We start from the raw sequence: 19779 nt of genomic DNA, 5'->3' as shown, positions 1-19779 counted from the left end.
CCCTCCGCCTTGCGATGCACCGCACCAGACGCCGCGGGCCCCGCCCTCCGGGCGGACGACGCTACTTTCGAAACACGCCCTAGGACCTGTCCGGCCGGTCAGGGGGACAGGCCGAGGAGTGCCAGCATGTGGGTGTACTTCTCGGTCAGCCGGGTGCGGGTCGGCGGGTCCAGGACCGCCAGCCGGGCCGGGTCGGCGTTGTGCGCCAGGTCCGCCTCCTTCACCAGCAGCGCGCCCGGCGTGGCCAGGATGCGCCCCGCGTACGCCTCCGGCGTCTCCCCCGCCCGTTTGGTGACCGAGCGGACGACCGCCTTGGTGCGGTCGCTCAGCGCGGCGCCGTCCAGCCAGGCCGCGGACAGGGCGTCGTCCTCGACGGCGTCGTGCAGCCAGGCGGCCGCGATCTGGTCGGCGTCGCCGCCCCGCGCGCGTACGCCCTCCGCGACCGCCTGGAGGTGCTCGGCGTAGGGCCGGCCCGCCTTGTCGGTCTGCCCCTCGTGGGCGGCGCGGGCGAGGGCCTCGACCTCGGCCAGGGTGAGCATGGTGTCCCCTTACGTCTCAGGAGAGTTCCGCCTCGGGAGAGTGATGTCTCAGGAGAGTTCCGCCTCGGGAGAGTGATGTCTCAGGACAGCGGGGCCATCTGGGCCGTCGGGCCCTCGCGGCAGACCAGGAGCAGGGCGCGGTCGTCGTTGACGTCCTTCGCCACCGCCTCGATCAGGTGCCAGGCGGCGCCCTGGAAGCCGCCTGCGACATAGCGGTCGGCCTCGCCGGTGAGGCGGTCGATGCCCTCGACGATGTCCCGGTCGGAGGTCTCCACCAGGCCGTCGGTGAAGAGCATCAGCACGTCACCCGGGCGCAGGGAGCCCTTCACCGGGTCGAACTGGGCGCCGTCGTACACCCCGAGGAGGGGGCCCTCGGCGGCCTTCTCCTCCCAGCGGCCGCTGCCCGCGCTGAGTTGGAGGCCCGGCGGGTGGCCGGCGGAGTACAGCTCGTAGTCGCCGGAGTCGAGGTCGAGGACCAGGTGGATGGAGGTCGCGAAACCCTCGTCCCAGTCCTGGCGGAGCAGATAGCCGTTGGCGGCCGGGAGGAAGGCGTGCGGGGGCAGGGAGCCGAGCAGGCCGCCGAAGGCGCCGGACAGCAGCAGCGCGCGCGAACCGGCGTCCATGCCCTTGCCGGAGACGTCGGTGAGGACGACCTCCATGGTGCGGCCGCCGTTGGTACGGGCCGCGACGACGAAGTCGCCGGAGAACGACTGGCCGCCCGCCGGCCGCAGCGCCATCTCGCGGTGCCAGCCGGATGGCAGACTCGGCAGCTTGCTCTGCACGCGGATGCGTTCGCGCAGGTCGAAGAGCATGGTGCCGCCGCGCCGCCAGGGCACGCCGACCCGGCTGCGGAACTGGGCGATGAGCAGGCCGAAGAAACCGCATGCCGCGACGACCAGGACCACGCCGGGCGTCACGCGTGAGGGGCCCTCGGTGTAGGGGCCGAGCCGCACCGACTCCACGATGAGGGCCGTGGCCGCCGCCGCGTACAGCCCGAGCAGGCTCGACGGGCGCAGCAGCAGGCCGCCGGCGACGATCGGCAGCACCAGGGCGGCCGGTGAGCACCACACCGAGTTGGCGAGCGTGGTGGCGGCGATGAGCGGGACGGTGAGCAACAGGAAGGCAAGCGCGATCCAGTCGGAGCCGTCGCCGCGGAAGTAGTCCACGGCGCTTCTGCGCACGCCGGTGCGGACCCGGTGCATCCAGTGCTTCAACCGGGCCGCCAACGTCTCGGCTTCCGCGCGCCGCTGTCGTCCTGCTGCCATTAGTTCGGGACCCTATCCATCGAACCCGCCGCTTGGCACGGGAGGCCCCACTTGTCCCCCGTCCGAGGTTCAACTTCACAGTGAACTTCACGGAGAGCGCTCGCGCCGCCAGGAGGGAGAAATTCCCTGGCTCGTCCCGCATTGGGCTGCTAGGCATGAGCCCATGACGACTGAGGCGAGGCGCGACGAAACCCCGGCGGCGGACGGCGTGCGGGTGCTGCGGCGCGACGAATGGGACGAGTGGTACGGCACCCTGCTCCGCGCCTTCGGCGGGGTCGATGAGCCGGCCGAGGAGCGGGAGCTGTTCAGGGCGCTCACCCCGTATGAGCGCTCCCTCGGGGTGTGGGACGGCGGCGCGTGCGTGGCGACGGCCGGGGCGTACGACTTCCGGCTGACCGTGCCCGGCGGGGCCTCGGTGCCGGCGGCGGGCGTGACGATGGTCGGCGTGAGCGCGACGCACCGGCGGCGCGGGCTGCTGACGTCGATGATGCGGCGGCAGTTGGACGACGTGCGGGCCTGGGGGGAGGCGGTCGCCGTCCTCACGGCCTCGGAGCCCGCGATCTACGGGCGGTTCGGGTACGGGGCGGCGAGCTTCGGACTGCACGCCGAGATCGACACCGGTCGGGTAGGACTGTCCGTCCCGGCCGGTACGGACGACGTACGGCTGCGGTACGTCCACCCCGGCGCGGAGCTGGAGGTGTGCGAGGCGGTGTACGCGCGGACCGTGCCCCGGCGGGCCGGGATGCTCGCGCGGCAGCCCGGGTGGGAGCGGCTGGCGCTGCTCGATCCGGAGAGCGGGCGGGGCGGGGCGTCGCCGCTGCAGTGCGTGCTCGCCGAGCGGGACGGCGAGGTCACCGGGTACGCCCGCTTCCGGATACGGCCGGAGTGGCGGGACAGCGGGCACAACGGGCAGGTGCTGCTCCAGGACCTGGCGGGGCTCGATCCCGTGTCGGAGGCGGCGCTGTGGCGGTTCCTGTTCGGCATCGACCTCACGACCTCGCTGAAGGTGCGGGGGCGGCCGCTGGACGAGGGGTGGCAGCATCTCGTCTCCGACATCCGGCGCTGCGAACTGCGGGTGCGGGACTCGTTGTACGTGCGGCTGGTGGAGGTGGGCGCGGCGCTGGAGGCGCGGACGTATCAGGCGCCGGTGGATGTGGTGCTGGAGGTCGAGGACGCCTTCTGCCCCTGGAACTCGGGGCGCTGGCGGCTGTCGGGGGACGCCAAGGGCGCGGTGTGCGAGCGTACCTCCGACGCCGCCGATCTCGCTCTGTCCGTACGGGAGTTGGGGTCGGCGTATCTCGGCGGGGTGAGCCTCGGGGCGCTCGGGGCGGCCGGGCGCGTACGGGAGCTGCGGCGGGGGGCGCTGGCCGAGGCGGCCGTGGGGTTCGGGACGGGCGCGGCGCCTTGGCTGCCGCACGGGTTCTGAGCGTCAGTTCTGCTGGCAGGTCGGGCACCAGAAGAGGTTGCGGGCGGCCAGGTCGGCGGTGCGGACGGTGTCTCCGCAGAGGTGGCAGGGCTGGTGGGTGCGTCGGTAGACGTACACCTCGCCGCCGTGGTCGTCGACGCGGGGCGGGCGGCCCATCGCCTCCGGGGTGTGCTCCGGGCGGACCGTGTCGATGCGGTTGTTGCGGACGCCCTCGCGCATGAGGGCGACGAGGTCGGTCCAGATCGTTTCCCACTCGGCGGGGGTGATGGTCCTGCCCGCGCGGTACGGGTCGATGCGGTGCCGGAAGAGGACTTCGGCGCGGTAGACGTTGCCGACGCCGGCGATGATCTTCTGGTCCAGGAGAAGGGCGGCGATCGTCGTACGGCTGCGGGAGATCCGCTGGTACGCCCTCTGCGGTTGGGCGTCCTCACGCAAAGGGTCGGGGCCCAGACGGTCGTGTATCGCCTGCTTCTCGGCGTCCGTGATGAGCGCGCAGGTCGTCGGGCCGCGCAGATCGACGTACGACGTGGCGTTGGCGAGGCGCAGTCGGACCGTGTCCGTCGGCGGGGGCGCCGGTGCGTCACCGAAGGCGACCTTGCCGAAGAGTCCGAGATGGATGTGGACCCAGTCGGTGTCGCGGAAGCCGAGGAAGAGGTGCTTGCCGTGGGCCTCGGTGCGGGTGAGTTCCGCTCCGCTGAGGAGTTCGGCGGCGTCGGAGAACTTGCCCTGGGGGCTGGTCACGCGCGGTGCCGTGCCGGAGAAGCGGTCGGCGTAGTCCGACGCCAGCCGGTGGATCGTGTGCCCCTCTGGCACGGCGCGTGTTCCTTCCAGCCCCCGGGGGGCGGTCAGTCCTGCTGCGGGTGGTGCGCGGGAATGGCCGGCAGGTCACCCGTCGTCTCGTAGTCCGCGAGCATGTCGATGCGGCGGATGTGCCGTTCGTCCTCGGAGAACGGGGTGGCCAGGAAGGTCTCGACGAACTTCGTCGCCTCGTCCTGGGTGTGCATGCGGGCGCCGACCGCGACGACGTTGGCGTTGTTGTGCTGGCGGCCGAGGGACGCGGTCTCCTCGCTCCAGGCGAGGGCGGCACGGACGCCCTTCACCTTGTTCGCCGCGATCTGCTCGCCGTTGCCGGAGCCGCCGATCACGATGCCGAGGGAGTCGGGGTCCGCGGCCGTCTTCTCCGCGGCGCGGAGGCAGAAGGGCGGGTAGTCGTCCTGGGCGTCGTAGATGTGCGGGCCGCAGTCGACCGGGTCGTGACCCGCCGCCTTGAGCCATTCGACGAGGTGGTTCTTGAGTTCGAAGCCGGCATGGTCCGAGCCGAGATACACGCGCATGGGATGAGTGTGACACGGGTGTTGCGGGGTAGCAGCGCCGGGTGCCGCGTCCGAAAACTGTGAGCAATGCTACAGAAGCCCAGGAAAACCTCAAGTAACGATACGGAATCAAAGGTTCCCGAATCAGTTCACCTCAGATTCACTGGACCGGCTCGAACGCCCCCCACCCCCCTCGTACGCCCCCCACCCCCACGATTCACCTGATTCCGCTGCTTCCCCCGTATTCCGCTGTTCCCCCGTTTCCCTCCACGCGGCGCAAAGGAAGACCGTCCCCATGACTTCGCAGCCGACCCTCACCCAGGCCGACCGCGGCCCCGGAGGTCCCGGAGAACCCGGTCCCGGACTTCAGGCAGGGCTCAAGAACCGGCATCTGTCGATGATCGCCATCGGCGGCGTCATCGGCGCCGGACTGTTCGTCGGTTCCAGTTCCGGAATCGCCACCGCCGGACCCGGCATCCTCCTCTCCTACGCCCTCGTCGGCACGCTCGTGGTGCTGGTGATGCGGATGCTCGGGGAGATGTCCGCGGCCAATCCGACCTCCGGTTCGTTCTCCGCGCACGCCGACCGTGCGCTCGGACGCTGGGCCGGGTTCTCCATCGGCTGGCTGTACTGGTTCTTCTGGGTCGTCGTGCTCGCCGTGGAGGCCACGGCCGGCGCCAAGATCCTCGAAGGGTGGATCCCCGCCGTCCCGCAGTGGGGGTGGGCGCTCATCGTGATGGTGGTGCTGACCGCCACCAACCTCGTCTCCGTCGGGTCCTACGGCGAGTTCGAGTTCTGGTTCGCCGGGATCAAGGTCGTCGCGATCGGCGCGTTCATCGTCATCGGCGGTCTCGCCGTCTTCGGCGTGCTGCCCGGTGTCGACAGCGACAAGGCCGGTCTCGGCAACCTCACGGACCACGGCGGCTTCCTGCCCAACGGGCCCGGCGCCATCCTCACCGGCGTGCTGCTCGTCGTCTTCTCCTTCATGGGCAGCGAGATCGCCACCCTCGCGGCCGGCGAGTCCGAGAACCCGCAGCGGGCCGTGACCAAGTCCACGAACAGCATCATCTGGCGGATCGGCGTCTTCTACCTCGGGTCGATCTTCGTCGTCGTCACGCTGCTGCCCTGGGACGACGCGTCCATCAAGGAGCAGGGCTCCTACGTCGCCGCCCTCGACTCCCTCGGGATCGCGCACGCCGGTCAGATCATGAACTTCATCGTGCTGACGTCCGTGCTGTCGTGTCTCAACTCCGGCCTCTACACGGCCTCTCGCATGGCCTTCTCGCTCGGTGAGCGGGGCGACGCGCCGAAGGTCTTCGCCCGGACGACGAACCGTGGTGTTCCCCTCGCGGCGATCGTCGCCTCCGTGGTGTTCGGGTTCGTCGCCGTCTTCTTCAACTACCGGTTCCCGGACTCGGTCTTCCTGTTCCTCGTGAACTCCAGCGGGGCCGTGGCCCTGTTCGTCTGGCTCGTGATCTGCTTCTCGCAGCTGCGGATGCGGAAGATCATCCAGGCCGAGGCGCCGGAGAAGCTGGTCGTGAAGATGTGGCTGTACCCGTACCTGACCTGGGCGACGGCCGCGCTGATCGTCTTCGTGCTCGGTTACATGCTGACCGACACGGAGGGGGAGAGCAGCGGGCGGACCACCGTGCTGCTGTCGTTGCTCGTCGCGGCGGTCGTGGTCCTCATCGCCTTCGTGAAGGAGTGGGACGGGCGGCAAGGGCGGCGGCCCTCCGCCGTCGGCACGGTCGAGACCGTGGCCCAGAACAAGGACAAGGACAAGGACAAGGTCGAGTAGTTCTCGGGAGCCGATGTGAAAGGGGTCCGCTGCAGCGGGCCCCTTTCATGCTTCTCCCCTGCCTGCGCCGTCACATCACGCCTTCCTTGCGAGGAGGCCCCGGCGTTCACGCCGGGGAGGAATCGCATCCGGGTGTCGCGACGCGGAGCGTCGCCATATCCGGTTCAGGGCGCGGAGCGGCCGCACCGCTGTCGCTATCGCTGAGGTGGTGCGAACGTGTGTGCCCGTGATCGCTGGTCGGGGTGGTGGCTGTGGAATCGGGGTGCCTTTGTACGGCTGTCGTACGTGTGGTCCTTCGGAGAGTTCGGGACGGCACGGTGTCCTGGCCGGGGAACATGAGGGGGCGGGATGGCGCAGGCGGGGGCGGCTGCGGAGGCCGGGCATGCCCCGTACACCTACCGGCTGCGGGTGTCGTCCACCGCTCGCACGGCCCTGGCGGCGGAGTGGGACCGATGCCGCTGGGTGTGGAACGAATGCGTCGCCAAGTCCAGGGCCGTACAGGCGCACAACAAGGCGACCGGCCGGAAGGCCATGTGCGGTCCGGCTCGGCTCGACCGGATGCTGACCGAAGCGCGCGCCCGTACGCCGTGGCTGCGTGAGGGCTCGTCGGTTGTCCAGCAGCAGGTCATCCGCGACTTCGGTCGCTCCCGAGCCAAGGCGCAGACGGACATCCGCGAGCGCCTGCCCATGGCGCGCCGGGCGGGGATGCCGAAGTGGAAGACCAAACGCGAGGCGCTGGCGAGCCTCAACTACACCAAGCGCGGGTTCCGGTTGAAGGACGGCCGGCTGCACCTGAGCGGGGGCGTCGTGGTGACGGTGGTGTGGTCGCGGAAACTGCCGGCCGAGCCGTCCTCGGTACGCCTGTACCAGGACAGCCTCGGGCACTGGTACTGCTCGTTCGTCGTGCCCGCCCAGGTCCAGCTCCTGCCGGAGACCGGCCGCGTGCTCGGTGTCGACTGGGGCGTCAAGGAGACCGCCACCACCACGTCCGACGCGCACGACCTGCCCCACGCCGGGCACGGCCAGAAGGCACAGGCGAAGCTGACCCGGTACGACCGGATGATGGCCCGCCGCAAGCCGAAGAAGGGACAGCCGGCAACGAAGGGCTACCGCTATGCGAAGAAGCTGCGGGCGAAGGCGCATAAAAAAGGTCGCGAGGCAGCGTGAGGACACCGGCCGCAAGTGGGCCAAGAAGGTGGTCCGCGACCACGACGCCATTGCTGTCGAGGACTTCCGTGCGAAGTTCCTGGCCAGGACGGCCATGGCCCGCAAGGCCGCTGACGCCGCCATCGGCGCGGTCAAGGCCGCTCTGATCGAGATGGGCCGCAAGCACGGGCGGAACATCCGCCTGGTACATCCTGCGCACACCACGATGGACTGCGCGCGCTGCGATGCGAGAGCCAAGCATCGCCTGCCGCTGGGTGAGCGCACCTACACCTGCACCGTGTGCGGAGCCGTGTCCCCCAGGGACAAGAACTCCGCCCGCGTGATGCTCGTCCGGGCTGGTCTCAACCCGGCTGGTGCTGATGGCGCAAGACCTCCTGGAGCGCTGCTCCAGGAGGCGGCCTGAGCCAGGAATCCCCTCCCCCCTCAGGGAGGGGAGGATTCAAGGTGAAGCTGTCCTTGACCTTCTCGTACGTCTTCAGGGCCGTCGTCTCGGCGTCGGGCTGGTACCAGGTGTTGATCTGGTACGACTTCCCGCTGTCGTCGAAGCCGAGGAGCCGGGCGTGCCAGGGGGTGCCCTGGAGGGTGAAGGTGTACTCCCAGACGACCGCCGGCCTGCCTCGGAACGTCGTCTCCTCCAGGCGGATCTTGCGGTAGTCCTGACCCTGGTGGGCGTTGTGTTCGGAGGTCTGCCAGGTGTCCATGAGGTCGCCGCGGGCCAGGGAGGACTTGGCGACGAGTTCCTGGGTGCCGTCGGGGGACGTGTAGTGCACCTCAGCGCCCGTCTTGACGTCCCGCCGCCAGCCCCTGGGCGTCGCCCAGGCGAACCCGCCGGCCTCCTGATGCGCGCCCGGGGGCAGGCTCGGCGGCCTGAAGGTCCCCTCGACCGTGGGCGAGGGCGCAGGGGTCGAAGGGATGGGGGTGGGGGTGGGGGCGGGGCCGGTGGCCGAGGCGGTGGTGGCCGTCGCCGTGGCGGGGGACGGATGCGGCGAGGAGCCGCCAGCCTGGTCGCCGCTGTCGTGCGAGCCGGGGGCCGACGCCAGCACGATCGCGACGACCGTGCCGACGGCGACAACCCCGATGGCGGCCAGCACGCCGGTACGGCGGCCGGCGAGGAACGGGGCACGGCGACCCGGGCGGTTGCTGCTCCCCCTGCGTCGCCGGGCCCGGGACGGGGCGGCCGGGCCGGGCAGTTCACCGCCCGGCGGTATCTCGCGCCGCCGGGTCTCCGCGTCCGGGCGGACGGGTGCGTGCGGGTCCGCGTGCGACACGGGGTCGGCCTGCCCGGCGGGAGCGCCCTCCGGCGCCGGCCTGCGTTCCGTCTGCGCGTCAGCTCGGACGAGGGAGACGCCCGGGCGTGAGCGTGGCGTCGGCGACGGTGATGGCGAGAGGGACGGCGACGGGCTGGGCGACGGGGGCTCCGAGCCGGACTCCGAACGCATCTCCGAGGCCGCCTCGGTGGAGGCTTCGGAGGGCGCGGGAGGGGCTGGAGGGGCGGGAGAAGCGGTAGGGGTGGATGCGCGGCACGGTTCAGGTGGAGCTGGTGGGGCTGGTGGGTCTGCACCTGCGGCCCCTGAGGACCCTGCGGCGCCTGCCGCACCTTCGGGCCCTTCGGGCCCGGGACGCGCGTCCTCGGGTCGCTCCGCAGCGGGTTGCCTCGGTTGTGGTCGCCTGGGATCACGGAGGTCGGGGGGCCTGAGGGTGTTCAGGAGTGCGCGGGTCGGCGGCTCTCCCTCAGCGCCGTGGATCCTCTCAGCGCCCTCACCGCCGGGCGCCTCATTCGGCCTCTGCGCCTCCCCCGGCCCCGGTGGCCTCTGCGCCTGTTCCCGCCCGTCCTGCCCCTCCATTCCCGCTCCGTCCACCGTCAGTGTCGGTGTGGGAGGGGGGTGGGCGATGGGGGCGAGGGTCGACTCCAGGTCGGTGAGAGCCGCGCGGACCGTGGGTTCCTTTTCCAGGAGGGAGGCGAGAATGCCGCGCAACGGTCCTGCGTTGGAGGGGAGTTGGGGATCCTCGTAGAGGACGGCGTGCAGGGTCGCCAGCGTGGTGTCGCGGGAGAAGGGCGAGTGGCCGGCCAGGGCGGCGCAGAGCGTGGCGCCCAGGGACCACACGTCGGACGGCGGGCCCTGCGGGCGGCCCGAGATGCGTTCGGGAGCCATGTAGTCGGGGGAGCCGACCAGCATGCCGACCATGGTCAACGCCTTCGCGTCCTGGATCGCGGCGATGCCGAAGTCGGTGAGGACGATGCGCCGTCCGCCCCGCTCCCTGCTCCCCGCCTCCTCCACCAGGACGTTGCCCGGTTTGATGTCGCGGTGCAGGACCCCCCTCGCGTGGACCTGGCGCAGGGCCGTGACCAGGCCGAGGCCGATGCGGGCGGTCTCGGCCGGGCCCAGTGGTCCTTGCTCCGCCATGATCCGCTCCAGGGAACGGCCGGCGACCAACTCCATGACGATCCAGAGGCGTTCCCCCTCGTCCACGACGTCGTAGACGCGCACCACGTTGGGATGGTCGATGCGGGCGGTGGCCCTGGCCTCGCGCAGGGTGCGTTCACGGCGGGTGCGGGTGTCCTCCGGGTCGAGCCCGTCGATGCGCATTTCCTTCACCGCGACCTGCCGGTCGAGCACCTCGTCGGCGGCTCGCCACACCCGCCCCATTCCACCCTGGCCGATACTCTCGACCAGCAGATAGCGCCCCGTCACCAGCAACCCCGGAAAACCGCCGTTCCCCGAGTTCTCCGGATTCCCTGCGTTTCCCGAATTTCCCGGCAATCCGCTGCACCCCCTCGACTGCCCTGCATTGCCCGGCCCCTGAAACACAATAGTCACACTTAGTGTCGCACCAGCATAGTGTGGAGAAATCTTGTGGTACCTCTTCAAGTACTGCGAATTCAGGCGCAGCCAAGGGGGACGAACATGAGTTCTCGTCGTGCGACGACCATCGCCGGATCGCTGGTCATGGCATCTTTCTCGGCAGTGTTGATCCTTTCCCTCCCTGCCGGGGCGGACGACCAGGGACCCGGCAGCAGCAAAGGGGGAAAGCCCGTCGACGAGGCGCCCGCGGGCGTGAAGACGACGACACTGCTGCCGGAGCGGATCTCGGTCGACAACAGTTCCAGGAAAACGGCGATCACCGCCACGGTGAAGAACGAGGGGACCAAGGACAGCGGACGGACAAGGCTTTTGGTCGTCGGGTTCGACGGGCTCGCGGTCAAAAGCGTTCAGGGATGTTCCGCGATAGCGAAGAAAGATCTCCCGGAAGGATCCAACAGCGGTTTCTCCTGCCCCATCGACAATCTCGCGGCCGGGGCGTCGAAGTCGTACGCCGTCGACGCGACCTTCGATCTGAGCAAGACCGGGAAGATCTGTCTGCCCGTCCAGAGCAGTGACGGGAAGAAGACGTTCTGGCAGCAGGGCCCGGTGCCGTTCGGTACGACGAACCCGTCGCCGAACGCGCCCGCCACCCCGCTGCTCCTCGGCACCGACAACACACCCGTGGCTCCCGGCGGCGACGAGCTGCCGAAGACCGGCGTCGGACGGGAACTGCTGCCGCTCGGCGCGGCCGGAGCGATGCTGCTCGCGGCGGGCACGGCCGGCCTGTGGTGGTCCCGGCGGCGGCCGGAGAGCTGAGCCCGCGCCGAGGAAACGAGGAGGTAGGGGGCAGGACGAAGAAGATGACGGCCGGTCGACCTGACGATGCACCAGGTCGACCGGCCGTCATCTTCAGGAACAGCCGGGCCGAGGTCCGTTGAAGTCCGTCACCGCTTGAGGAGCTTCCAGGCCGTCGGCAGCAGACCCATTGCCAGGATCGCCTTGATCGCGTCGCCGATCAGGAACGGCGTGAGGCCGGCCGCGATCGCGGCGGAGGCGGAGATGCCGGCGGCGTAGGCCAGGTACGGGACGCCGACGGCGTAGATGATCGCCTCACCCAGCAGCATCGCGCCGGCCGTGCGCAGCATGGAGCGGTCGGCGCCGCGGCGGGCGAGGGCGCCCACGGCGGCGGACGCGAGGATCATGCCGAGGATGTAGCCGAAGGAGACGGAGACGCCGGAGGCGCCGTCGGCGAACCAGGGCACGCCGACGAGACCGGCCAGCGCGTAGACGGCGAGGGCGGAGAACCCGCGGCGGGCGCCGAGGGACGTGCCGACGAGCAGCGCGGCGAAGGTCTGGCCGGTGACCGGGACCGGGGTGCCGGGCACCGGGACCGCGATCTGGGCGGCGAGGCCGGTGAGCGCGGCGCCCCCGAGGACGAGGGCGATGTCCCGGACACGGGAGGCGGGGAGCAGGTCGGCGAGGACCTGTCCGGGGCGGCCGGGGGCGGCGGCGGTGCTGCTCATGGGGACTCCGCGGGGTCGGGGTGGAGCGGGACACGGTGACGCTATCCCAGGGGCGTGCGGCCGCTCACCGTCAGTAGTCGACAAACGGGCGTTCGGGAGCTTGGTGGGCTCCGGACAAAGCGTGAGAGTTACACGCGGTTCGAGGTGACCCTGGTCACTGAGGTGGGGTGGCTCGGGATACGGAAGCGCCGTGAGCGGGCTCTGTAGGGTTTCGCCAATCGAGCACGACGAAACGGCCGCCGTCTCGCCCGTCGGCCGCCGCACCAGCACCAGCACCAGCACCAGCACCAGCACCAGCACGATCCTGTGGTCCGTGCTGGAGCACAGCCGGTCGCGCGCTCCACCATCGCCCGGCTGAACCGGGCTCCCCGCACGGGGGGTTTCCCCCCTCTCCGGGTCCACCGATCGGTGGACGGGAAGCATGGCCAGCTCCCTGACGGCGCTGCCCGCGCTGCTGAGCGTGCTGGGACGGCGCGCCGAGCGCAGGGCGGCACGACGGGCGGAGCGGGGCAAGCCCGCCCGCCGCACCCGCGACGAGAGTGGCGGCCGGGTCTGGACGGCGCTGCTGCGTCCCGCCGCCCGGCACCCCCTCGCCACCCTCTGCGTCTCCGTCCTCGCCCTGCTCGCGCTCGTCGTCCCGCTGACATCACCGAGATGAGCCGGGACACCCACTCCCGTGAGATCCCCGCGATGCGGGTGTACGACCGGCTCAACGCGGCGTTCCCGGAGCACCGGGTCACCCACCAGGTCGTCGTACGCGCCGAGGCCGCGCAGGCCGGGGCGGTCGGCGAAGCCCTGCGGCAGCTGGCCCGGCGTGCGCAGGCCGACCCCCTGTTCACCGGCGCCCACGAGCTGGGCACCTCCGCCGACCACCGGATCAGCACCCTGGAACTGCACGTGCCCCACCTGGGCAACTCCGACCAGGCCTACGACTCCCTGGACCATCTGCGCCACGACTATCTGCCCGCCACCGTCGGCCGGATCAGCGGCGCGGAGTACGGCATGAGCGGTGATGTCGCCCGGTACACGGACTATCCGGCGCACCAGAACAGCAAACTCCCGCTCGTTCTCGGGGCGTTGCTGCTGGTGACCTTCCTGATGACGCTGTACGCGTTCCGTTCCGTCGCCCTCGGTCTGATCGGCGTCGCGCTGAACCTGCTGTCGGCGGCGGCCGCGCTCGGGCTGCTGGTGCTCGTGTTCCAGCACACCTGGGCCGAGGGGCTGCTGGACTTCCACTCCACCGGCTCGATGAGCCGGATCAGGGAGGCCGTGCTGGCCGGGGCCCCGACCCGGCAGGCCTGGCTCCCCCGGACCTTGCTCACCAAGAGACGGGCCGGGGTGATCGCCCTGCTGGCCGGCGAGGACGGCATCGAGATCGTCGGCGAGGCCGGCGACGGCCGGGCCGCCCTCGACCTCGTCGAGCGGCACGACCCGGACGTGGCCCTCGTCGACCTGCGGATGCCGGTCCTCGACGGGGTCACGACGACGACCGAGATCGTCGCCCGGCACCCCCGCACCCGGGTGCTGATCCTGACGACGTACGACACGGACGCGGACATCGAGCGCGGGGTGGAGGCCGGCGCCATCGGCTACCTGCTGAAGGACACCACGCGCGAGCAGCTCGTCGACGCGATCCGGGCGGCGGCGCGCGGAGAGACGGTGCTCGCGCCCAGGGTGGCCCAGAAGCTGGTCGCCCGGATGCGGCGCCCGGTGCAGGAGGCGCTGACCGCCCGGGAGACCGACGTCCTCGGCGCGGTCGCCGACGGGCTGACCAACGCCGAGATCGGCCGGCGCCTCGTCATCTCCGAGGCCACCGTCAAGACCCACCTGCTGCGTCTGTTCGCCAAGCTGGACGTGAACGACCGGACCCGGGCGGTGGTGGTGGCCATGGAGCGGGGACTGCTGCGCCGGCCGTGAGACGGCCCGCCGGTCGGTGTTACAGGTTGCTGAAGTCGGGGCCCTTGGTGCGGGTGCGCTTGATCTCGTAGAAGCCGGGGACCGAGGCGACGGCGAGGGTGCCGTCCCAGAGGCGGGCGGCCTCCTCGCCCTTGGGGGCGGGGGTGACGACGGGGCCGAAGAAGGCGATCTGCTCGCCGTCGGCGCCGGGCACGGCGATGACCGGGGTGCCGACGTCCTGGCCGACCTTGTCGATGCCCTCCTTGTGCGAGGCGCGCAGCTCGGCGTCGAACTCGAAGTCCTTCTGCTCGGCGTAGTCGATCAGGTCGGCGGGCAGGCCGACGTCGGCGAGGGCGCCGGCGATGGCCGACAGGGTGGGGCCCTCGCCCTCGTTGTGGATGCGGGTGCCGAGCGCGGTGTAGAGCGGGCCGAGGACGTCGGCGCCGTGCTTCTGCCAGGCGGCGGTGACCACGCGGACCGGCTGCCAGGCCTTGACCTCGAGCATCTCCCGGTACTCCTCGGGCAGCTCGTCGAGCTTGTTCTCATTGAGGACGGCGAGGCTCATGATGTGCCAGCGCACCTCGATGTCACGGACCTTCTCCACTTCCAGAACCCACCGGGAGGTCATCCAGGCCCAGGGGCACAGCGGGTCGAACCAGAAGTCGACGGGGGTCTTCTCGGACATGTCTCTCCTCAGGAGATCCGCAAGAAACAGGGCTTCCCACGAACAACACCACTGTCCCTGCCGCGCATTCCCTGCTGCCCGAGGTCAGGAGCGCGTGGCAGGATCGCTCCTGTCCACAGCCTTGAGGCCACTAACGAGGGAGTACCGCCCGTGCCCGGTGAGAACCTGTCCCGCGACGAGGCCCGGGAGCGGGCCGCCCTGCTGTCCGTCGACGGGTACGACGTTTCCCTCGACGTGCGTTCGGCGATCGCCGAGGGGAACGGCGAACCGGGCACGTTCCGGTCGGTCACCACGATCCGCTTCCGCTGCAACGAGCCCGGCGCGTCGAGTTTCGCGGACCTGATCGCGCCGAGTGTGACGTCCGTCTCCCTCAACGGCCGTGATCTCGACCCCGGCGAGGTCTTCGACGGCGTCCGGATCCTCCTGGAGGACCTGGCCGCGGAGAACGAGCTGGTCGTCGACGCGCAGTGCGCCTACTCCCGCACCGGCGAGGGCCTGCACCGCTTCGTCGACCCGGAGGACGGCGAGGTGTACCTGTACACGCAGTACGAGCCGGCCGACTCCCGCCGAGTCTTCGCGAACTTCGAGCAGCCCGACCTCAAGGCCCCGTTCCGGTTCGAGGTGCGCGCGCCGCAGGAGTGGACGGTGTGGAGCAACGGCGTCGGCGAGCGCGCGGACGGGGTGTGGCGGTTCGCGGAGACGAAGCCGATCTCGACGTACATCACCTGTGTCGTGGCCGGTCCCTACCACTACGTGACGGACTCCTACAGCCGTGACCTCGGTGACGGTACGACCCTGGAGATCCCCCTCGGCGCGATGTGCCGCAAGGGTCTGGCGCCGTACTTCGAGGCCGAGGACGTGTTCCTGATCACCAGGCAGGGCCTGGACTTCTTCCACGACCACTTCGACTACCCGTACCCCTTCGGGAAGTACGACCAGGCGTTCGTCCCCGAGTACAACCTCGGCGCGATGGAGAACCCGGGTCTTGTGACCTTCCGGGAGGAGTACATCTTCCGGGGCAAGGTGACGCGGGCGTCGTACGAGGCGCGGGCGAACGTCATCCTGCACGAGATGGCCCACATGTGGTTCGGCGACCTGGTCACCATGCAGTGGTGGGACGACCTGTGGCTGAAGGAGTCCTTCGCGGACTTCATGGGCGCGTTCGCCCTCGTCGGCGCGACCCGCTTCAGCGACGGCTGGATCACCTTCGCCAACCGCCGCAAGGCCTGGGCCTACCGCGCCGACCAGCTCCCCTCCACCCACCCCGTCACCGCCGACATCCGCGACCTGCAGGACGCCAAGCTCAACTTCGACGGCATCACCTACGCCAAGGGTGCGTCGGTCCTGAAGCAGCTGGTGGCGTACGTCGGACAGGACGCGTTCCTGGAAGGCGCCCGCCGCTACTTCAAGCGGCACGCGTACGGCAACACGCGCCTCGGCGACCTGCTGTCGGTGCTCGGCGAGACCAGCGGCCGGGACATGGCCGCCTGGGCGCGGTCCTGGCTGCAGACGGCGGGCGTGAACGCGCTGACCCCGCAGGTGCTGCTGGACCCGGAGGGCCGGGTGAGCGAGCTGGCGGTGGTCCAGGAGGCGGCGGAGTCGCACCCGGAGCTGCGCCCGCACCGGGTGGCGATCGGCCTGTACCGCCTCCAGGAGGGCGCTCTGGTGCGGTACGCGCGCGCCGAGACGGACGTCGACGGGCCGCGTACGGTCGTCACGGAGCTGGTGGGCGAGGCGGCCCCGGAGCTGGTGCTGGTCAACGACGACGACCTGACGTACTGCAAGATCAGGTTCGACGCGACCTCGCTGGCCGCGCTGCGGGAGCACCTGGGCTCGATGACCGACCCGCTGGCCCGCGCCCTGTGCTGGTCGGCGCTGTGGAACCTGACCCGGGACGCGCTGCTGCCCGCGCAGGACTTCATCGACCTGGTGCTGCGGTTCGCGGGGCGCGAGTCCGACATCGGGGTGCTGCAGATGCTGCACGCGTGGGCGGACTCGGCGCTGGTGCACTACGCGGCGCCGGACTGGCGGCTGCGCGGCGGCTCGCTGCTCTCCGAGGGCGCCGAGCGCGAGCTGTACGCCGCCGAGCCGGGCAGCGAGCACCAGCTGGCGTGGGCGCGTTTCTACGCGCAGACGGCCGAGGACCCGGCCTGCTTCGACCTGCTCCAGGGCCTGCTGGACGGCACGGCCGCCATCGAGGGGCTGGACGTCGACCAGGAGCTGCGCTGGGTGTTCCTGGAGCCGCTGGTCGCGCACGGGTTCGCCGACGAGAAGGCGCTGACGGCCGAACTGGCCCGCGACGACACGGCGTCCGGCAAGCGGCACCAGGTGCGCTGCCTCGCCGCCCGCCCCTCGGCGGCGGTCAAGGCGCAGGCCTGGGCCCAGCTGGTGGAGTCGGACGCGCTGTCCAACGCGCTGGTGGAGGCGACGATCGCGGGGTTCGCCCAGCCCTCGCAGCGGGAGCTGCTCGCGCCGTACGCGCAGAAGTACTTCGCGTCGATCGGGCGGATCTGGTCGGAGCGCTCGATCCAGATCGCGATGAACGTCGTCAAGGGCCTGTTCCCGTCGCTGCAGGACTCCCCGGCGACGCTGGAGGCGACGGACGCGTGGCTGGCGGCGCACGAGTCGGCGCCGCCGGCGCTGCGGCGGCTGGTGCTGGAGGCGCAGGACGATCTGGCGCGGTCGCTGCGGGCACAGGCGTGTGCGGCGGAGGCCGGGGCGGAGGCGGAGCCCGGGACCGGGGCCCAGACCGGCTGAATCGTTGGCCATGAATTCCGCCGACGGTCACCGTTACGGAATTCAGTCAATCGGAACCGTAACCCCTGGCCCGCCCATTCGGGACCAGGGGTTTTCGGTGCCTACTCGGCACCCGAACACCCGTCCTTTAGGGTGAACTTGTCCGGGTTTGTCGACAGGCGTGTAACAGCGGTTAGGACGCCGGCCGGGAGCGGAATCCCCGTTGCATGAACCCCAACACCCCGCTCCCCCACCTTCCCTCGGCGTCCCCCCGCCTCGTCCGCCATCTGTCGGACGCCCACCGCCGCGTCTCGACGGCGGCCCAGCTCCGCGCGCAGGGCGTCTCGCAGACCGAGGCCAACGAGCAGTGCCGCCCCGGCGGCCCCTGGCAGCAGCTCCTCCCCGGCGTGTACCTGCTCCACCCCGGCCCGCCGACCAGCGAGGAGCGGCTGCACGCGGTGCTGATGTACGCGGGCCGCGAGGCGTCGGCGCCCGCGGTGCCGGCCCAGCCGGCCGCCAGGGAACCGCACCGGCCGGTGTACCAGGAGGCGATGATCACGGGTCTGGCGGCCCTGAACCTGCACGGCCTGTCGGCGGCTCCGCCGCTGCTGTCCCTGGAGCACATCGACGTCCTGGTCCCGCGCCGGCGCCGACTGCGCTCGACGGGCTGCGCGCACGTCATCCGCACGGCGGCCCTGCCGGCGTCCGAGCCGGCCACGGGCCTCCCGGTGGCGCCGGTGCCGCGCGCGCTGGCCGACGCGGTGGCACAGCTGACGGACGCGGGGACGGTACGCCGGCTGCTGTCGGAGGCGGTGCGCGGCGGCCACTGCGAACCGGCGTCGGTGGTACGGGAGTTGAACGACGCGAGGCTGCTGAGCCGACCGCACGTGGTGGACGCGGTGGACTCGCTGCTCGCGGAGGGCCGCGCGATCGCGGAGGACCGCCTCTACACGATGGTGCGCGCGTACGGCCTCCCCGACCCGGTGTGGAACGTCGACCTCCGGCTGCCCGGCGGCCCCCACCTGGGCGGCCTGGACGCGTACTGGCCGGAGCAGGCGGTGGCGGTGGAGCTGGACACGCGGGCGCCGCGCCACGACGAGGACGCCCTGTGGTCGGAGTACGCGCGCAAGCGCGAGCACCTGGAGCGCCTGGGCATCACGGTCGTGCACATCACGCCGAAGAAGCTGAGGCACTCGATGGAGCAGCAGGCGGCGGTGGTCCGCACGGCCCTGATGGCCTCGAACGACAGGGACCCCGCCGCGTACGTCGTGGTACTGCCCCGGTAGTCAGCCGTAGTTCGGGTTGTCCTCCGGGGAGGTGAGACTGAGGGGGGCTCCCGCGTAGACGCGGTCGATCAGGGCCGCGTAGGACGCGATCATTCTCGTCCGGCTGAAGCGCTCGCGGCTCGCGGTGAGGGCCGGGGTGTAGACGGAACGGTTCGCCACCGCCTCCGTCCAGGCCGCCGCGACGGCGTCCGGGGCCGGCGGGGTCACGAGGCCGTGGCCCGCGACGATCGCCGCGCTGTCGCCGACGTCCGTGGCCACCGGTACGGCCCCGCACATCATGCCCTCGATGAGGCACAGCGGGGCCGCCTCGCCCCAGGCGGAGGTGAGCGCGACGACGTCGGCGGCCGCGTAGACCGCCTCCATGTCCTGGCGTACGCCGAGCCGGTGCAGCCGCCCGCGGTCCTCGTCGCCGAACGCGGTCGCGATGTCCGCGTCCAGGCCCGGGTTCGCCGCGGTCATGCCGGCCCCGCACATCAGCACGTGTCCGTCCGGCACGGCGGCCAGCCACGTCCTGGCCGCGGCCAGGAACAGGGGGACGTTCTTCATGCCGTCGTAGCGGGCCGCGAAGACGACGACCGGGGCGGCGGCCGGGATGTCCAGGGAGGTCCGGACCGCGAGGCGTCGGGCCGCGTCCGGGCGGAAGCGGATCAGGTCGACGCCGTTCGGGATCACATGGAGCAGGGCGGACGGGACGCCGGCCGCCTCGTACGCGGCCCGGGTCGACTCCGCGCAGCACACGGCGGCCGCGACGGTGCCGTCGGCGATCGCGGCCTTGAGGTCGTCGAGAGCGCGGCCCTGGTTCTCGGGGTCGGAGCGGTGCAGACAGACCACGACCGGGCGGCGCGGCAGGCCCGCCTGACGCAGGAGGGCGAGGGGCTGCTCCTTGAGGGAGAGGATGACGTCCGCGTCGGCCGTCGCCCGCGCGGTATCGGCCAGCTCGGGACCGGTGAAGACGGCCGGATCCAGACCCCCCGTTCCGAACGTACGCCCGAGGGATGTCACGCCCACGTCGGCCGCCGTCAGCTTGCGGTAGCAGGCGTCGTCCTCCATCCGCTGACGGGTGGCCTCGCGGTGCACCTCGCCGTGGACACTCAGCACCCGGTGGTGCTGGCCGCCCTCACGCAGTCCCAGCACCACATCGCTGTGCACGATCCGGGCCCCTCCGGAGAAGAACCCCTCGTACACCGAGAGCACCCGCAGTCCGTTTCCCCTGCGCACACGATCACCCGCCTTGCACCGATATCAAGCCATCCCCGTGAAGTGCGGGTTAGCCGATATGAGGCGGTACGGACATTTCGTACGGATGAACACGACGTCACATGTCCGCGCATGCTGTGTGAC

At 71.2% G+C, this 19779-nt stretch carries 14 protein-coding genes and 2 pseudogenes; 8 read left to right on the top strand and 8 right to left on the bottom strand.

The features are described 5' to 3' along the window. Positions 1-98 precede the first annotated feature (98 nt). Positions 99-539: an HD domain-containing protein gene (locus tag ACIBTS_RS18295; protein WP_399320489.1), complete on the bottom strand. Its 441-nt coding sequence runs from the start codon at positions 537-539 to the stop codon at positions 99-101. Between the two features lie 80 nt (positions 540-619). Next, positions 620-1804 carry a PP2C family protein-serine/threonine phosphatase gene (locus tag ACIBTS_RS18290; RefSeq protein ID WP_399320488.1) on the bottom strand — a complete coding sequence of 395 codons (1185 nt, stop codon included), beginning with the start codon at positions 1802-1804 and terminating at the stop codon, positions 620-622. A gap of 163 nt (positions 1805-1967) precedes the next feature. Between ACIBTS_RS18290 and ACIBTS_RS18285 the strand changes: the two genes are divergently transcribed. Then, positions 1968-3230 (top strand): GNAT family N-acetyltransferase, encoded by a 1263-nt coding sequence (locus ACIBTS_RS18285; RefSeq protein ID WP_399320486.1) that lies wholly within the window; start codon positions 1968-1970, stop codon positions 3228-3230. Positions 3231-3233: 3 nt separating this feature from the next. Here the strand turns inward: ACIBTS_RS18285 and ACIBTS_RS18280 are convergent, their stop codons facing one another. Together ACIBTS_RS18280 and ACIBTS_RS18275 are read right to left on the bottom strand one after the other, a co-directional pair. Continuing rightward, positions 3234-4043 carry an Fpg/Nei family DNA glycosylase gene (locus tag ACIBTS_RS18280; RefSeq protein ID WP_399320484.1) on the bottom strand — a complete coding sequence of 270 codons (810 nt, stop codon included), beginning with the start codon at positions 4041-4043 and terminating at the stop codon, positions 3234-3236. Between the two features lie 32 nt (positions 4044-4075). After that, positions 4076-4564 (bottom strand): ribose-5-phosphate isomerase, encoded by a 489-nt coding sequence (locus ACIBTS_RS18275; protein ID WP_079662244.1) that lies wholly within the window; start codon positions 4562-4564, stop codon positions 4076-4078. A 274-nt stretch (positions 4565-4838) separates the two neighbouring features. On the opposite strand from ACIBTS_RS18275, the gene ACIBTS_RS18270 reads away from it, so the two are divergent. Both ACIBTS_RS18270 and ACIBTS_RS18265 read left to right on the top strand, forming a co-directional pair. Next, positions 4839-6341, top strand: coding sequence for an amino acid permease (locus tag ACIBTS_RS18270; protein ID WP_399320482.1), 1503 nt, complete (start codon positions 4839-4841; stop codon positions 6339-6341). A 348-nt stretch (positions 6342-6689) separates the two neighbouring features. Next, positions 6690-7911 (top strand): annotated as a pseudogene (locus ACIBTS_RS18265) (RNA-guided endonuclease InsQ/TnpB family protein). On the opposite strand, the gene ACIBTS_RS18260 reads toward ACIBTS_RS18265, so the two are convergent. Further along, positions 7850-10201 carry a serine/threonine-protein kinase gene (locus ACIBTS_RS18260; protein WP_399320480.1) on the bottom strand — a complete coding sequence of 784 codons (2352 nt, stop codon included), beginning with the start codon at positions 10199-10201 and terminating at the stop codon, positions 7850-7852. The pseudogene ACIBTS_RS18265 and the gene ACIBTS_RS18260 overlap by 62 nt on opposite strands. A gap of 213 nt (positions 10202-10414) precedes the next feature. Here ACIBTS_RS18260 and ACIBTS_RS18255 point away from each other — a divergent pair, with 213 nt between their 5' ends. Then, positions 10415-11128: an LPXTG cell wall anchor domain-containing protein gene (locus tag ACIBTS_RS18255; protein ID WP_399320478.1), complete on the top strand. Its 714-nt coding sequence runs from the start codon at positions 10415-10417 to the stop codon at positions 11126-11128. Between the two features lie 128 nt (positions 11129-11256). Here ACIBTS_RS18255 and ACIBTS_RS18250 read toward each other — a convergent pair whose 3' ends face one another. Beyond that, complete coding sequence (locus ACIBTS_RS18250) at positions 11257-11835, bottom strand: biotin transporter BioY (RefSeq protein WP_399320476.1); 579 nt, start codon at positions 11833-11835, stop codon at positions 11257-11259. A 418-nt stretch (positions 11836-12253) separates the two neighbouring features. Between ACIBTS_RS18250 and ACIBTS_RS18245 the strand changes: the two are divergent. Both ACIBTS_RS18245 and ACIBTS_RS18240 read left to right on the top strand, forming a co-directional pair. Continuing rightward, positions 12254-13140, top strand: a pseudogene (locus tag ACIBTS_RS18245) (MMPL family transporter); the annotation flags it as partial. A gap of 9 nt (positions 13141-13149) precedes the next feature. Next, entirely contained in the window at positions 13150-13752 is a 603-nt protein-coding gene (locus ACIBTS_RS18240; RefSeq protein ID WP_399320508.1) for a response regulator, read from the top strand. 19 nt (positions 13753-13771) lie between these two features. Here ACIBTS_RS18240 and ACIBTS_RS18235 read toward each other — a convergent pair whose 3' ends face one another. Continuing rightward, positions 13772-14416, bottom strand: a complete 645-nt coding sequence (locus ACIBTS_RS18235; protein WP_399320475.1) for a DsbA family protein — start codon at positions 14414-14416, stop codon at positions 13772-13774. Between the two features lie 150 nt (positions 14417-14566). On the opposite strand from ACIBTS_RS18235, the gene pepN reads away from it, so the two are divergent. Both pepN and ACIBTS_RS18225 read left to right on the top strand, forming a co-directional pair. Further along, complete coding sequence (gene pepN / locus ACIBTS_RS18230) at positions 14567-17173, top strand: aminopeptidase N (RefSeq protein ID WP_399320473.1); 2607 nt, start codon at positions 14567-14569, stop codon at positions 17171-17173. A gap of 206 nt (positions 17174-17379) precedes the next feature. Continuing rightward, positions 17380-18438, top strand: a complete 1059-nt coding sequence (locus tag ACIBTS_RS18225; protein WP_399320471.1) for a hypothetical protein — start codon at positions 17380-17382, stop codon at positions 18436-18438. Here the strand turns inward: ACIBTS_RS18225 and ACIBTS_RS18220 are convergent, their stop codons facing one another. Further along, entirely contained in the window at positions 18439-19632 is a 1194-nt protein-coding gene (locus ACIBTS_RS18220; RefSeq protein WP_399320507.1) for a glycosyltransferase, read from the bottom strand. Positions 19633-19779 lie beyond the last annotated feature (147 nt).

This window comes from Streptomyces sp. NPDC050121 (assembly GCF_044460385.1).
GTDB lineage: Bacteria > Actinomycetota > Actinomycetes > Streptomycetales > Streptomycetaceae > Streptomyces > Streptomyces soliscabiei.
The sequence above is the reverse complement of the archived record's forward strand: the minus strand, read 5'-3'. Positions and strand labels throughout refer to the sequence as shown.